9 protein-coding genes are annotated in these 14,904 nt (G+C 61.3%); 2 read left to right on the forward strand and 7 right to left on the reverse strand.

Features of this window, described 5'->3' with window-relative positions; translation table 11 throughout:
* Window positions 1-63 precede the first annotated feature (63 nt).
* The 6 genes from trpS to mutS form a co-directional block, all read right to left on the reverse strand.
* On the reverse strand, window positions 64-1,128 hold the full coding sequence (gene trpS / locus Q4Q11_RS06255; protein ID WP_112506284.1) for a tryptophan--tRNA ligase: 1,065 nt from the start codon (window positions 1,126-1,128) through the stop codon (window positions 64-66).
* Window positions 1,129-1,350: 222 nt separating this feature from the next.
* A complete protein-coding gene (locus Q4Q11_RS06260) occupies window positions 1,351-1,743 on the reverse strand; it encodes a VOC family protein (protein ID WP_113213974.1) in 393 nt (130 codons plus the stop codon).
* Between the two features lie 267 nt (window positions 1,744-2,010).
* A complete protein-coding gene (gene murJ, locus Q4Q11_RS06265; protein ID WP_498568947.1) occupies window positions 2,011-3,612 on the reverse strand; it encodes a murein biosynthesis integral membrane protein MurJ in 1,602 nt (533 codons plus the stop codon).
* Complete coding sequence (locus Q4Q11_RS06270) at window positions 3,609-6,494, reverse strand: [protein-PII] uridylyltransferase (protein WP_498568948.1); 2,886 nt, start codon at window positions 6,492-6,494, stop codon at window positions 3,609-3,611. Before Q4Q11_RS06270 ends, murJ begins: the two co-directional genes overlap by 4 nt.
* 187 nt (window positions 6,495-6,681) lie before the next feature.
* Window positions 6,682-6,975 (reverse strand): hypothetical protein, encoded by a 294-nt coding sequence (locus tag Q4Q11_RS06275; protein WP_112506277.1) that lies wholly within the window; start codon window positions 6,973-6,975, stop codon window positions 6,682-6,684.
* Window positions 6,976-7,002: 27 nt separating this feature from the next.
* Complete coding sequence (gene mutS / locus Q4Q11_RS06280) at window positions 7,003-9,660, reverse strand: DNA mismatch repair protein MutS (protein WP_498568949.1); 2,658 nt, start codon at window positions 9,658-9,660, stop codon at window positions 7,003-7,005.
* A 197-nt stretch (window positions 9,661-9,857) separates the two neighbouring features.
* Here mutS and Q4Q11_RS06285 point away from each other — a divergent pair, with 197 nt between their 5' ends.
* Both Q4Q11_RS06285 and Q4Q11_RS06290 read left to right on the forward strand, forming a co-directional pair.
* Complete coding sequence (locus Q4Q11_RS06285; RefSeq protein ID WP_113213977.1) at window positions 9,858-12,146, forward strand: NADP-dependent malic enzyme; 2,289 nt, start codon at window positions 9,858-9,860, stop codon at window positions 12,144-12,146.
* Between the two features lie 77 nt (window positions 12,147-12,223).
* Window positions 12,224-13,633, forward strand: a complete 1,410-nt coding sequence (locus Q4Q11_RS06290; protein WP_112506270.1) for an adenylate/guanylate cyclase domain-containing protein — start codon at window positions 12,224-12,226, stop codon at window positions 13,631-13,633.
* 107 nt (window positions 13,634-13,740) lie between these two features.
* On the opposite strand, the gene olsB is transcribed toward Q4Q11_RS06290, so the two are convergent.
* A complete protein-coding gene (gene olsB, locus Q4Q11_RS06295) occupies window positions 13,741-14,619 on the reverse strand; it encodes a l-ornithine N(alpha)-acyltransferase (RefSeq protein ID WP_112506268.1) in 879 nt (292 codons plus the stop codon).
* Window positions 14,620-14,904: the final 285 nt, after the last annotated feature.

Here is a 14,904-nt window from a genome sequence, read left to right on the forward strand (position 1 = left end):
ACACCCGAAGGCGACGTTTTGCAAGCCCCCGTTTTCAACCGGGGAGCTTGCATGACGACATCTTCAATAGAGAAAGCCGATAATGTCGCGAACCTGCTTCATGGTCACGTCGGCGCGGGCGCGAGCGCGGGCGCCGCCATCACGCAGAACAGCATCGATGTGACCGGGATCGGCCATCAGGCGGCGCATCTCCATCGTGATCGGCGACAGCACATGCACCGCGAGATCGACCAGCGCCGGCTTGAAGACCGAAAACTGCTGGCCGCCGAATTCGGATAGAACCTCGGCCTTCGACTTGTCGGCAAGAGCCGCATAGATACCGACCAGATTGTCGGCTTCCGGGCGGCCGGCGAGACCGGCGATTTCGCTCGGCAAGCCATCCGGATCGGTCTTGGCCTTGCGGATCTTCTTCGAAATATTTTCCTCGTCGTCGAGCAGGTTGATGCGCGAGAGGTCGGAAGCATCGGATTTCGACATCTTCTTGGTTCCGTCACGCAGCGACATCACGCGTGGCGCTGGGCCATCGATCAGCGGCTCGACCATCGGGAAATAGGCATGCACCGGCTCGTCGCCGACAGTGATGTCGATGCCGTAGCCGGTGCGGCGTATATGCTCCATGTAGTCCAGATTGAACTTCATGGCGATATCGCGGGTCAGCTCCAGATGCTGCTTCTGGTCGTCACCAACCGGAACATGGGTGGCGCGATAGAGCAGGATGTCGGCGGCCATCAGGCTCGGATAGGCGTAAAGGCCGAGCGAGGCCTGCTCGCGGTCCTTGCCGGCCTTGTCCTTGAACTGCGTCATGCGGTTCATCCAGCCGATGCGGGCGACGCAGTTGAAGATCCAGGCAAGCTCGGCGTGCCCCGGCACGGCCGATTGATTGAAGACGATATGCTTTTCCGGATCGATGCCGGCAGCAAGGAAGGCGGCCGTGATCGAACGCGTCTGGTTCGGCATATCGTCATGGACGAGCTGGGCCGTCAGCGCATGCATATCGACGACGCAATAGATGCAATCGTTGTTTTCCTGCAGGGCCACGAACTTGCGGATCGCGCCGAGATAGTTACCGAGATGGAGATTGCCTGTGGGCTGAACGCCGGAGAATACGAGCGGCTTGAATTCGGTCATGTCGTCCTCAAAAGGCTTGTGGAGGGCCTAGAGCATGATGCCGAAAAGTGTATGCGGTTTTCGGACGACATCATGCTCTATTTCTTTGATTTTAGAGCCGGATGATTTTCGGTCGCTTCGACCGAAAATCATCCGGCTCTAGGAGAGCAATGCTCGCCCCTTGGTTTCGAGCGGCTTATGCACGCGGTATCGACGGGGATCAAGAGGCTATGTGACGGAGTCTCAGGAAGAATGCTGGATCAGGTCCCAGGTGTTGCCGTAGGGATCGGCAAAGACCGCCACCGTGCCATAGACTTCATGGCGCGGCTCCTCCAGAAAACGCACGCCCTTGGCCTTCATCGCGGCATGGTCGCCGGCGAAATCATCGGTCTTGAGGAAGAAGCCGACGCGGCCGCCGGTCTGGTTGCCGATCGCGGCGCGCTGACTGTCGCTGGCGGCCTGGGCGAGCAACAGCGCGGCGCCCTCGGTGCCTTTCGGTCTGACGACGACCCAGCGCTTGCCTTCCGACTGCGCCTCGTCAGCCAAGCACTCGAAGCCGAGGACATCGCAGTAGAAGGCTTTGGCGCGGTCGTAATCGTCAACGACGAGGGTTACCAGGAAGAGGGATTGGGGCATGCGGGCTCCGCGAACAAAATAAACTGCGCATATGTGGAGGGTGCGTGCCCCCTCTGTCCCTATCGGGACATCTCCCCCACAAGGGGGGAGATCGGTAGCGCGTGGCACCTACTCATATCTAATCATTAACGTGCTCATAGAGGTGGGCCTACTGGTTTACGAAGGGCGCGGCAAACTCCCAACAATCTCCCCCCTTGTGGGGGAGATGTCGCGGCAGCGACAGAGGAGGTACGCGATCTCAGCTCGCGCGATAGCCGGCGTCGCTGTCTACTCCCCGTTCACCGCCTTCGCATCCGGTGCAGCCGCCGCTCGCTTGCGCTTCAAGTTGCGGCGTATCATGCCCAAATCCACGCCGCCGATCAGGAAGGCGACAATGAAATACACCGCCATCGCAATCACTATGAGCAAGCCCAGGACGCCTGCCTTGGTGAGCAGCGGCGAGCCGGACCCCAGAAGCGGCTCCCACCGATGAGACAAATATACGATGACGCCGCCCATGACGGCGGAGGAGACGAGGAGCATGACGGTGCGGCGCGCCAGCGACCATTCCCAGGCGAGATGCCCGCGGCGATAGAGCGTAACGAAGAGCTGTACGGCGTTCAGCCATCCGGCAACCGCCTCGGCGAGCGCAATACCGCGTTCGGCCAGCACCGGGAAAAGCAGGATGGACAGCGCCGAATTGACGAAGACGGCGACCGCCGTGTAGCGCATCGGCGATTTCGTATCTTCGCGGGCATAAAAGCCGGGCTGCAAGGCCTTGATCAGCACGAAAGCCGGTAGGCCCAAGCCGAAGATGGCGAGGATGGAGCCGACCAGCGTCGTGTTGTTCGGGTTAAAGGCGCCGCGCTCGTAAAGCACGCGGATGATGTCGTCGGAGAGCAGCCACAGGGCGACAGCGGCCGGCAGCGTTAGGAACAGCACGAATTCGATCGAGCGGTTCTGGATATTGGCGGCTTCCTTGATATGGCCCGACTTCAGCGAACGCGCCAGCTCCGGCAGAAGCACGATTCCGACCGCGACACCGACGACGCCGAGCGGCAGTTGATAGATGCGGTCTGCATATTGCAGGGCGGCGATCGCACCTTCCTTACCCGAGGCAATCGCCTGGCCGATCACCAGATTGATCTGAGTGACGCCGCCGGTAATGGCCGCGGGGATCGCAAGGAGCAGGAGCCGCTTGACATTGGGCGTAAAGCGCGGAAAGCGCAGGCCGATATTGATGCCGGCACGACGCACGCCGATATAGACGACGGCCAGCTGCAGGACGCCTGCCACCAGTACCGACCAGGATAGGTACCAGGCGGTGCTCAGCGGATCGGCGCCGAAGTGGATCGCGTAGAACAGCGCGCTGATCATCACTAGGTTCAGGAAGATCGGAGCCACGGCGGCGGCGAAGAAATGATGCAGCGAATTCAGCATGCCGCTCATCATCGCCGTCAGCGACATCGACATGAGATAGGGGAACATCACGGCGGCCAACCGGACCGTCAGGTCGAATTTCTCGGCATCGTCGGCGAAACCAGGCGCGATGACCCAACGCACCAGGAGCGGCATGCCGAGTTCCATGACGACGGTAATCAGGAACAGAACCGAGAAGAGAACGCCAAATACTTCTTCCGAGAAGCGTTTCGCGCCGTCGATGCCGTTCGCCTCGATTTCCTTGGCGAAGAGCGGCACGAAAGCGGCGTTGAAGGCGCCTTCGGCGAACAGGCGGCGGAAGAGGTTCGGGAAGCGGAAGGCAGCGTAGAAAACGTCGGCCATCGGCCCGGTGCCGAGAGCGGCCGCCATCAGCGTTTCGCGAGCAAAGCCGAAGATGCGGCTGCCAAGCGTCGCGCCACCGACGGTGATGAATTTCTTGACTAGGCTCATGCGGCGGAACCGGCTTTCTTCTCAGGATCTGGCTTTTCGACGACGACGCCGCGCGTGGCGGCGGGCGCGATGATGCCCGACGGCATGCGCTCGCGCATTTCATCCTCCTCGCCCGCCATGACGGCTTTCAGGCGCGCGGTGATATAGGCTCGCCTGTTCTCGTTGGAAATCTTCTGCCCGATGAGATCGGCGACGTAGAAGGTGTCGATGACCTTTTCGCCGAAGGTGGTGATGCGTGCCGACTGGATATCGAGCGACAGGTCCGAAAGAACGGCTGTTATTTCCGACAGCAGGCCCGGACGGTCGAGGCATTCGACCTCGATCACCGTGAACTTGTTGGAGAGGCTGTTGGTGATGATGACAGACGGCGGGATAACGAAGGCCTTGTTCTTGCGGCGGTTCTTCGTCCGCGTCGCGATGACCTCCGGCAGCCGTTTGCGGCCGGCCAGAACATCCTCGATCATCTTGCCGATAGTGGCGGCACGGCGCAGCTCATCGGCATCATTGGGGAATTCGCGGCTGACATGGATGGTATCGAGCGCACGCCCGTCCGATGTCGTGAAGATCTGGGCATCCGCGATGTTGGCTCCGGCAGCGGCGCATGCACCGGCGATCACGGTCAGCAGACGCGGATGGTCGGGCGAGAGCACGGTGATTTCGGTGATGGCATGGAAGCTGTCGGTGCGCACCATGGTCGCGAGCACCTTGCCCGCCTTGTCCGACTGGCGAATGAACTGCGTGTGGCGGAGCTGATCCTCCAGCGGCACGGACAACAGATAGGGTTGGTAGTGCAGCTTGACGTAGGCCTTGCGATCCTTCTGGCTCCAGTCCGCAAGCGCATGTGCCAGCGCCTCGGCCGCAGCTTCCGCCCGCTCCTTGCGCGATACTTCGGAGAAGCCGCCGGATAGCAGCAGCTCGGTTTCATAGTACAGCGTACGCAGAAGCTGGCCCTTCCAGCCGTTCCAGACGCCCGGGCCAACGGCGCGGATGTCGCAGACCGTCAGGATCAGCAGCATCTTCAGCCGGTCGAGCGACTGCACCCGGTCGGCAAAATCGATAATGGTCTTGCGGTCGGTCAGATCGCGTGTCTGGGCGACCATCGACATGGTCAGATGCTCGGCGATCAGCCAGACCACAAGCTCCGTCTGCTTCGGCGAAAGGCCGAAGCGGGGGCAGAGCTTGCGCGCGACTGCGGCGCCGGCCTCCGAGTGATCTTCCTCGCGGCCCTTGGCGATATCGTGCAGAAGCACGGCGACATAGAGCGCGTCGCGATCCTCGATGCCGGGCATCAGCTTGTTGGTGAGCGGATGGATGTCCTCGGCCTTGCCCTTGTCGATTTCCGACAGCACCTCGACGGCGCGGATCAGATGCTCGTCCACCGTATAGTGATGATACATGTTGAACTGCATCATCGAGACGATCTTGCCGAATTCCGGGATGAAGCGGCCGAGCACACCGGCCTCGTTCATCCGGCGCAGGATCAGCGCCGGATCGCGTTTCGAGGTCAGGATGGAAAGGAAGAGGCGGTTCGCCTCCTCGTTTTCACGCAGATCGTTGTCGATGAGGTTCAGCGAGCGGGTGACGCGCTTCAAGGCATCCGGATGGAATTCGAGGCCGTTGATGTCGGCAACGAAGAACAGCCTGATGAGGCTGACCGGATCGCGCTTGAAGACATCGGGATTGGCAAGTGCGATCCGGCCGCGATCCTCGACGAATTCGACGGTGCCGGCGATCTTGCGAGAGCGGTTGGCAAAGCGGCTGATGACGCCGGTGAGCCCCGGAGTGGCCTTCGCCTGCTGATCCTCAAGCGCCGCGCAAAGAATGCGGGTGAGATCGCCGACATCCTTGGCGACAAGGAAATAGTGCTTCATGAAGCGCTCGACGGCGGAGAGGCCGGGGCGGGCATGGTAGCCGAGCGCCTCGGCAATCTCGCGCTGGATATCGAAGGAAAGCCGCTCCTCCGCCTTAGCCGTCAGGAAATGCATGTGGCAGCGCACGGCCCATAGGAAATCCTCGGCCTTCTCGAAAAGGCGGTACTCCTGCTTCGAAAGCACGCCGAGCTTCACCAGTTCGGCGGGATCGCGGACGTGATAATAATATTTCGAAATCCAGAAGAGCGTGTGCAGGTCGCGCAGGCCGCCCTTGCCTTCCTTGACGTTCGGCTCGACCAGATAGCGGGTGTCGCCGGCCTTGCGATGGCGCTCGTCGCGCTCGGCGAGCTTGGCGGCGATGAATTCCGGACCGGTATTGGTGACGATTTCCTTGTCGAAGCGCGCCTGCAGCTCGCGCTCCAGCGCGACGTTGCCGCAGATATATCGGGTTTCGAGAATGGCGGTGCGCACCGTCATGTCGGACTTGGCCTCGCGGATACATTCCTCGACCGTGCGCGTGGCGTGGCCGACTTTGAAGCCCATGTCCCAAAGCATATAGAGAATGAATTCGACCGCCTTGTGCGTCTCACTCGCCGGTTTCGGCTGGAAGAGGAAGAGAAGGTCGATATCGGAGCCCGGCGCCAAGGTATCGCGGCCATAACCGCCGACGGCGGTGACGGAGAAGGCGCCTGCCTGTTTCGGATAGACGTGGCGGACGGTGAAATCGTAGAGGACGGTGATGATCTGGTCCTGCAGCCAGGAAATCCGGTGCGCGCAATCGAGCCCGCTGCCGTCGGCAATCAGCGATCGCCGCGCCTCTTCGCGTCCGTCCTGGCTCGCCTTCTTCAGCAGTGCAAGTAGCGCAGAGCGCTCCTCATTCTTGTCCAGACCGCGTTTGGCGAGAGCCTCGCACTCCGCCCTCAGCGCGGATACATCGAGAATGGTCGAAAAATTGATATGATGCGTTTCCATGCCCTGCCGATCGGCTTTCTGTTCGCTGGCGCGGCCCATTGCCGGCGCGCCCGTCTTTTCGTCTGCATGCGCTATAGCCTCTTTGCCGGGCGATTGACACAGGCATTCTATGCCCGGGTTCCTTGAAACCAGCCGGAGCCGACCATCTCGAATCGACGATCCTCCCGACTTCTACCGGGCCAAAGTTGACGAAGCGTGACGCCAATCGGCTCAGAAACCGGCAGTTTTAGGGCCTTGCCGGCTCCAGCGTCCGCCTTAGCTCGTTCAAGCTATATAATATGTTTCGCGACTGGGCGCCGATCTGCGTCACCATTTCGCGCTCGCATTCCCAATAGCCGGCCTTGGCGATCTTCGAACAGATATCGGAAATACGGCTGCAGGACAGGGTGATGTCGAGCAGGCCGCGATCGGATTCGCAATCCGGCGCCTCGCCCTCGCCGCCTATTTTGCCACGCGCGGCAATCGGAGAAAAGCGCTCGCCCAGAATGCGGACTTCGGCGAGAAGAACTTCGAGATACATCATGTTGTCCTTGGAATATCGCCTGTGTCAGCTGGTCTTGGTCAGAGTTTTCTTCAGCTCGTAGAGCACATCGAGGGCGGCGCGCGGCGTCAGATCGTCGAGATCGAGCGTCTTCAGCCGCTCCTCGACCTTGGAGGGTTCGCGTCGCCCGACCGCCTCCTCCCGGCGAACGGCCACCTGGAAGAGAGGCAGATCATCGATGAGCTGGCTTGCCGGATTCTTGCGATCGGCATCCTCGAGCCGCGTCAGAACGTCGCGGGCACGCGCCACCACGGAAGCCGGCAGGCCGGCGAGACGCGCCACCTGAATGCCATAGGAGCGGTCGGCAGCGCCCGGCCCGACCTCATGCAGGAAGATGACATCGCCATCCCATTCCTTGACGCGCATGGTGGCATTCGAAAGCCGGCTAAGCTTTTCCGACAGAACGGTCAGCTCGTGGAAATGCGTGGCGAAGAGGCCGCGGCATCGGTTGGCTTCATGCAGATGCTCGACGGCGGCCCAGGCGATGGAAAGGCCGTCGAAGGTCGCGGTGCCGCGGCCGATCTCATCGAGGATGACCAGGGAACGTTCGGTTGCCTGATTGAGGATCGCCGCCGTCTCGACCATCTCGACCATGAAGGTCGAACGGCCGCGGGCCAGATCGTCGGAAGCGCCGACGCGCGAGAACAGCCGATCGACGATGCCGATATGAGCCGAAGCGGCCGGCACGAAGGAGCCCATCTGCGCGAGAATGGCGATCAGTGCGTTCTGGCGCAGGAAAGTGGACTTACCGCCCATGTTCGGGCCGGTCAGCAGCCAGATAGCGCCATCCTTGCCGTCGGATTTCGGCGAAAGATTGCAATTGTTGGCAACGAACGGACCGCCTGCCTGGCGCCGCAGCGCCTGTTCGACCACCGGATGACGGCCGCCTTCGATGGCGAACATGCGGCTTCCATCGACCACGGGCCGGCAATAGGCCTGCTCCTCGGCAAGCAGCGCAAGGCCGGCTGCGACATCGATGACCGACAGAGCGCGGGCGCCGGCTTTGATCGCTTCGGCAGCAGCAACAACGGCCGTGACCATGCGATCGAAAGCCTCAAGCTCGATTGCCAGCGCCTTGTCGGCGGCATTGGCGATGCGGCTTTCGAGATCGGCAAGCTCGGTCGTGGTGAAGCGCATGGCGTTCGCCATGGTCTGGCGGTGGATGAAGCGCGCCTTGGCTTCGCTGCTATCGGTCATCGGCCCGGCATTGCCGGCCGTGACCTCGATGAAATAGCCGAGCACATTGTTGTGCTTGATCTTCAGCGACTTGATGCCGGTTTCATCGGCATATTGCAGCTGCAGGCCGGCGATGACGCGGCGCGACTGGTCGCGCAACGCCCGCACTTCGTCGAGTTCGGCATTTGCCCCTTCTCTCAGGAAACCGCCGTCGCGCTTCAGCAAGGGAAGCTCGTCGGCAAGCGTCGCGGCGAGCATGGCTTCGAGATCGGCAGGCAAAGCGCTGAGTCCGGCCAGTGCCCCCTTCAGCTCCTCCGGCAGAAGTGCAGTTGCGAGCATGCGGGCGACATCGGCGGCGGCAGCCAAGCCTTGACGGATCGCCCAGAGATCACGCGGCCCGCCGCGATCGAGCGCGAGACGCGACAAAGCGCGCGGCATATCAGGCACATGTTTCAGCGCCGAACGCAGATCGCTGCAGAGCGACGGCTCCTCGGTCAGAAAACCGATCGAATCCAGACGCTCGTTGATGAGCCGAGGATCGGTCAGCGGCGACATCAGCCGTTCGGCGAGAAGCCGGGCGCCGCCGCCGGTCACGGTGCGATCGATCGCCTTCAACAGCGAGCCGTTGCGGTCGCCGGAAAGTGTGCGCACCAGTTCCAGATTGGCGCGCGTTGCGGGATCGATGAAGAGCGTCGAGGCACCGCTTTCGCGCTCCGGCAGCCCGAGCGGCGGCCGCTCGGCAAGCTGGGTCTTTTCGACATAGGCAATCGCAGCGGCAGCGGCGGCCAGTTCGGCCCGGCTGAACGTGCCGAAACCATCGAGCGTCGAGACGCCGAAATAGCGGGTGATACGTCCCTCGGCACTGGCACTGTCGAACAGCACGGCCGGCTGCGGAACGGCCGTGCGGCCGAGTATGTCGAAAACAGGCTTCAATTCAGGATCGTGAAACATCGTATCCGGCAGGATCAGTTCTCTGGGATCGATGCGCAGGATATCGGCGAGCAGCCGTGACGTCTCCGTTTCGGCAAGGCGGAAGACACCCGTCGAAATATCGATCCAGGCGAGCGCCAGCTGCGGTTCGGCGCCGCCGCGGATGCGGGTCAGCGCCATCAGATAATTGGATTCCGAGGGCGAAAGCAGCTTTTCCTCGGTGATCGTGCCCGGCGTCACCAAGCGTACGACATCGCGCCGCACCACGGACTTGCCGCCGCGCTTCTTTGCTTCGGCGGGATCTTCCACCTGCTCGCAGACAGCAACGCGGAAGCCAAGCGCGATCAGCTTTTGCAGATAATCATCGGCTGCATGAACCGGCACGCCGCACATCGGGATATCCTGCCCCATGTGCTGGCCGCGCTTCGTCAGCGTGATGCCGAGCGCGCGCGACGCGTCGATGGCGTCTTCGAAGAACAGCTCGTAGAAGTCGCCCATGCGGTAGAACAGCAGCGAACCGGGATTGTTCGCCTTGATCTCGATATATTGCTCCATCATCGGGGTAGCCGAGGCGCGGCTTTCCTCCGAGGCAAGCTCGGCGGCCGAGAAAGCATCGATGCTGGCGGTTATACGTTCGTTCACGGAGGTGCAGTTTTTCCAAAAAAATGAGGTGCCACCCTATCCGCGCGCGGCTATAGAAGACAACAGCTATCGGGCAAGAGGGACCGGTCGCCCACAGGAGGTTTGGAGGAACAATGGCTGACAGCAAGAGCAAGTCGCGTCCGGGAACGGGGATCACCGAGCAGGAAGCGCTGGACTTCCACAGGAACGGCCGCCCTGGCAAGCTTGAGATCAACCCGACCAAGCCGATGGCGACCCAACGCGATCTTTCCCTTGCCTATTCGCCCGGCGTGGCCGTCCCCGTCAAGGCAATCGCCGCCGATCCGGCCACCGCCTACGACTATACCTCGCGCGGCAACATGGTCGCCGTCATCTCCAACGGCACGGCCATTCTCGGCCTCGGCAATCTCGGCGCGCTCGCCTCCAAGCCGGTCATGGAAGGCAAGTCGGTCCTCTTCAAGCGCTTCGCCGACGTCGATTCGATCGATCTTGAGATCGACACCGAGAATGTCGATGAATTCATCAATTGCGTGCGCTATCTCGGCCCCTCCTTCGGCGGCATCAATCTGGAAGATATCAAGGCTCCGGACTGCTTCATCATCGAACAGCGGCTGCGCGAGCTCATGGACATCCCGGTGTTCCATGACGACCAGCACGGCACCGCCATCATCGCGGCCGCCGGCCTCATCAACGCGCTGGAGCTGACCGGGCGCGACCTGCAGACCACCAAGCTCGTCTGCAATGGCGCGGGTGCCGCGGCCATCGCCTGCATCGAGCTGATCAAGTCGATGGGCTTCAACCCGGAGAACATCGTCCTTTGCGACACTAAGGGCGTGATCTACCAGGGCCGTAGCGAGGGCATGAACCAGTGGAAGTCGGCACACGCCGTCAAGACCGACACGCGCACGCTGGCGGAAGCGATGAAGGGTGCCGACGTGGTTTTGGGCCTCTCGCAGAAGGGCGCCTTTTCCGAGGACATGATCCGCTCGATGGCGGACAAGCCGATCATCTTCGCAATGGCCAATCCCGACCCGGAAATCACGCCGGAAGAAGTGGCCCGCATCCGCGACGACGCCATAATGGCGACGGGACGCTCGGACTATCCGAACCAGGTCAACAACGTCCTCGGCTTTCCCTATATCTTCCGCGGCGCGCTCGACGTGCGGGCCACCACGATCAATGACGAGATGAAGATCGCAGCCGTCAATGCGCTTGCGAGCCTTGCGCGCGAAGACGTGCCCGATGATGTTGTCGCCGCCTATCAGGGGGCAAGGCCGCGTTTCGGCGCGCAATATATCATTCCGGTGCCCTTCGACCCGCGCCTGATCTCGGCAATTCCGGTTGCGGTCGCCCAGGCTGCAATCGATAGCGGCGTTGCCCGCCGCGAAATCTCGGACATGGCCGCCTATGCGCGCGAGCTTTCAGCCCGGCGCGATCCGATCGCCTCGACCCTTGCACAGCTCTACGAGCGCGTACGCCGGCATCCGAAGCGTATTGTCTTTGCCGAGGCGGAGGAGGAACAGGTCATGCGCGCCGCTCTCTCCTATGCCAATCAGGGACTCGGCACCGCCATCCTGCTCGGCCGCGAGGATCTGATCAAAGCCACGGCCGAGCGCGCCGGCATCGATCTCAACCGCCCGGGCCTCGAAATCGTCAATGCCCGCATCTCGAAGCGGGGCGATGCCTATATCGACTATCTTTATGCCCGGCTGCAGCGCCGGGGCTATCTGCATCGCGACGTGACGCGCCTGATCCATAACGACCGCAATCACTTCGCCGCCTGCATGGTGGCGCTTGGCGACGCCGACGGCATGGTGACGGGTGTCACGCGCAACTATTCGACGGCACTCGGCGACGTGCGCCGCTGCATCGACGCCAAGCCGGGGCATACAGTGATCGGCATATCGATCGTGCTTGCGCGAGGCCGCACCGTGTTTGTCGCCGATACCGCCGTGCATGACATGCCGACATCCGAAGAACTGGCCGATATCGCTGAGGAAGCCGCCGGCTTCGCACGGCGCATGGGCTATGAGCCGCGAGTCGCCATGCTCGCTTATTCGACCTTCGGCCATCCCCCCGGCGAACGCTCCGAGCGGGTGCGTGAAGCGGTGAATATTCTCGACAAGCGCCATGTGAATTTCGAATTCGACGGCGAAATGGCCGCCGATGTCGCGCTGAACCGGAAGCTCATGGAGAGCCTTTATCCTTTCTCGCAGCTTTCCGGACCGGCAAACGTGCTTGTCATGCCAGCCTTCCACTCGGCATCGATCTCCACCAAGATGCTGCAGGAACTCGGCGGCTCCACCGTGATCGGGCCGCTGCTCGTCGGGCTCGACAAACCGGTGCAGATCACCTCCATGGGCGCCAAGGATTCGGATATCGTCAATATGGCTGCCATCGCCGCCTATGGTGCAGGATCGTAGCCAGCAATCCATAAGACTGAGTCGGAGACCCAACAAAGGTGATGGGCTCCCGTCTCAATTCGGTGTAAAATATACGGATGAGCGAAGCTGAAGTCCTGTTCGGAGTGCTGCGCCATTCAGCGCAGCCGGATATTGTCGATGCTATAGAGCGGCTCGTCCTCGAGGCACCCGACCGCAAGCTCAACCGCGTGAACCCACTGGCCTTCGCGGCCGCCCATGGCTTCGAGGAAGAACAGACCGTCAATGCCTTTCTGCACGCATCGCGCCTTGGCCTGTTCGAGATGTCGTGGAATGTTCTTTGCCCCGGCTGCGGCGGGGTATTGGATGCCAATACCTCGCTGAAAACCGTGCAAAGCGACACCTATAACTGTACGCTTTGCGCAGCCGGATACGAGCCGACGCTCGATGAGATGGTGGAAGTCACCTTCACCGTCAGTCCGCGCGTGCGCCACATAGAAGCGCACAATCCGCACGACCTGCCGCCCCTTGAATATTTCCGCCAGATCTATTGGGGCTCGGGTATCGACCTTCCCGACGAAGGGTATGAAGAAAAAGTCGATCAATTCGTCCTGGAATCGCTTGAGCTGCCGCCTGGCGAGAAGGCGGTGATATCGCTTCAATTGCCGGCAGAATTTACCATCATCTTCGAGCCTGTCACGCATGCGGCGCAATTCCTCGATGTGAAGGGAGAACCATCGAAGGAGCGGCAGGCTCTCTCGCTCGTTTTCGATCGCATGCACCGCCACAGCGAGGCGATCGAATTGCGGCCCGGTCCCTTGCGCATCCAGATGGAGAACCACACGGACATTCGCGTGCTGCCGTCGATCTGCGTGGCCAATGAAGCTCTTCACACGCTGCTCGGGCAACGCCGGCCATTCCTGACCGCCAAGCATCTGCTTTCCAACCAGACCTTCCGTGACATCTACCGCACGGATACGATCGACATCGATCAGCGATTGAAGATCACCAGCCTCACCTTTCTGTTCACCGACCTGCGCGGCTCGACGGAATTATACGAAAGGGTCGGCGATCTCGCAGCCTTCGACCTGGTCAAGACCCATTTCGGCATCCTGCACGAGATCGTCGCGGCGGAGGCGGGTGCGGTCGTCAAGACCATCGGCGATGCCGTCATGGCGACCTTCCCGACGCCGGACCGGGCGCTGATTGCTGCCATGCGGATGCGCGAGGCCATGCTCAACCTCAACGAAGAGCGCGGCAATGATGATCTTCTACTGAAAATCGGCATCCACGAGGGTCCGTGCATCGCCGTGAGCCTGAACGAACGGCAGGATTATTTCGGGCAAACGGTCAATATCGCGTCCCGCGTCCAGCATCTTGCCACGTCACGCGAAATATTCGCAACCAGCTCGGTGCTCGATCATCCGCGCGCCGCCGAACTGATGACAAGGCGCGGCCTCACGCCGCAATCGCATCATGTCGCGTTGCGCGGCATCACGGACGCGATCGACATCTTTGCCATCCCTTAGAGCAATTCCGGAAAAGTGCGCAGCGATTTTCCGTCCGGAATTGCGTGAAAACAAAGAGATAGAGCGGTTCAGAGATTCCGTGAAAAACTGAACCGCTCTAATATTCGTCAGCTCGCGAAGCGACCTGCATCCGCGCCGTAGTAATTCACATAGCGATTCGAGATGCTGGCGATCGGCAGGACGATCAGCACATCCGTGGTATTGAAGGCCTGATCGACCACGGCGGTCGAGCCGACCATGGCGCCGAGGCGCAGATACCCCTTGATCAGCGGCGGCAGCGCCATCAGCGCCTTCTTCGCATTCACGGCTTCCGTAGGCATCAGGTCCATATTGCGGGCAAGCGACGGCAAAGCGTCGACAGCCCATTCATCCTTGGCCACAACGTTGTGATAAAGGAAGGACAGGGCAAGCGCATGCTGTTCCGGCAAGACGCCGGGGAAGGATGCGCAGCCGAACATCGCGCCCATGCCATGCTTCAGCGCATAAGCCCAATTGCCCTGCCACAGCAACTCGACCGTACGCTTGTTTCGGTAATCCGGCAGCACGCAGGAACGGCCGAGCTCCATGAAGCGCTTGTCCGGATGGCGGGCAAGCAGCGCATCGATATCGAATTCGGAGGAGGAATAGAAACCGCCATTGGCCATGGCCACTTCCTGGCGCAGCAGGCGATAGGTGCCGACGATCTGATCTTCCGGATCGCCCTCGATCGAACGGTCCAACACCAGAAGATGGTCGCAGATCGCATCCCAGCCGTCGACATCACGCTGACGGCGCATGGCATCGGCCGGAAGTTGCGCGTTCATCTCCTCGACGAAAACGCGGTAACGGACGGCCTGAGCGGCATCGATTTCGCGCGCCGAGCGGGCAAGGCGCGTTTCTAGATTTCCGATGCGTCCGAGCACATCGCTGGCAACCGGCTCAACCGTTGCCTTTGAAGACTGAACCATTTCGCCCTGAGCTTCGCGATTCAAGATTTCGATGGACATGGCGATTCTCCCCCTGCGGGCCGATATAGCGCCATAAACCAAATTCGTGCGACAGGAAAGTGACACGCACCTTGGCTAAATGCAAGAAGCGTGCCCATTGCAAATTTTCGAATGAACGCGCTGTCCCCAACTTAGCGGCGGCAATTGCCAGAGGTTGAGCGACATAGCGCCCTCAATCTGGCGTCGATCAGCCGGCTTCCTCAATCTTCGTTGTCTAATAGCGTTCCAAGAGTCAAGGAGCCGTGGGCACTCGTCAACGTCGCCGTGCTGCGGAACACGCTGGGC

Source organism: Rhizobium sp. UFLA01-1127 (assembly GCF_059803845.1).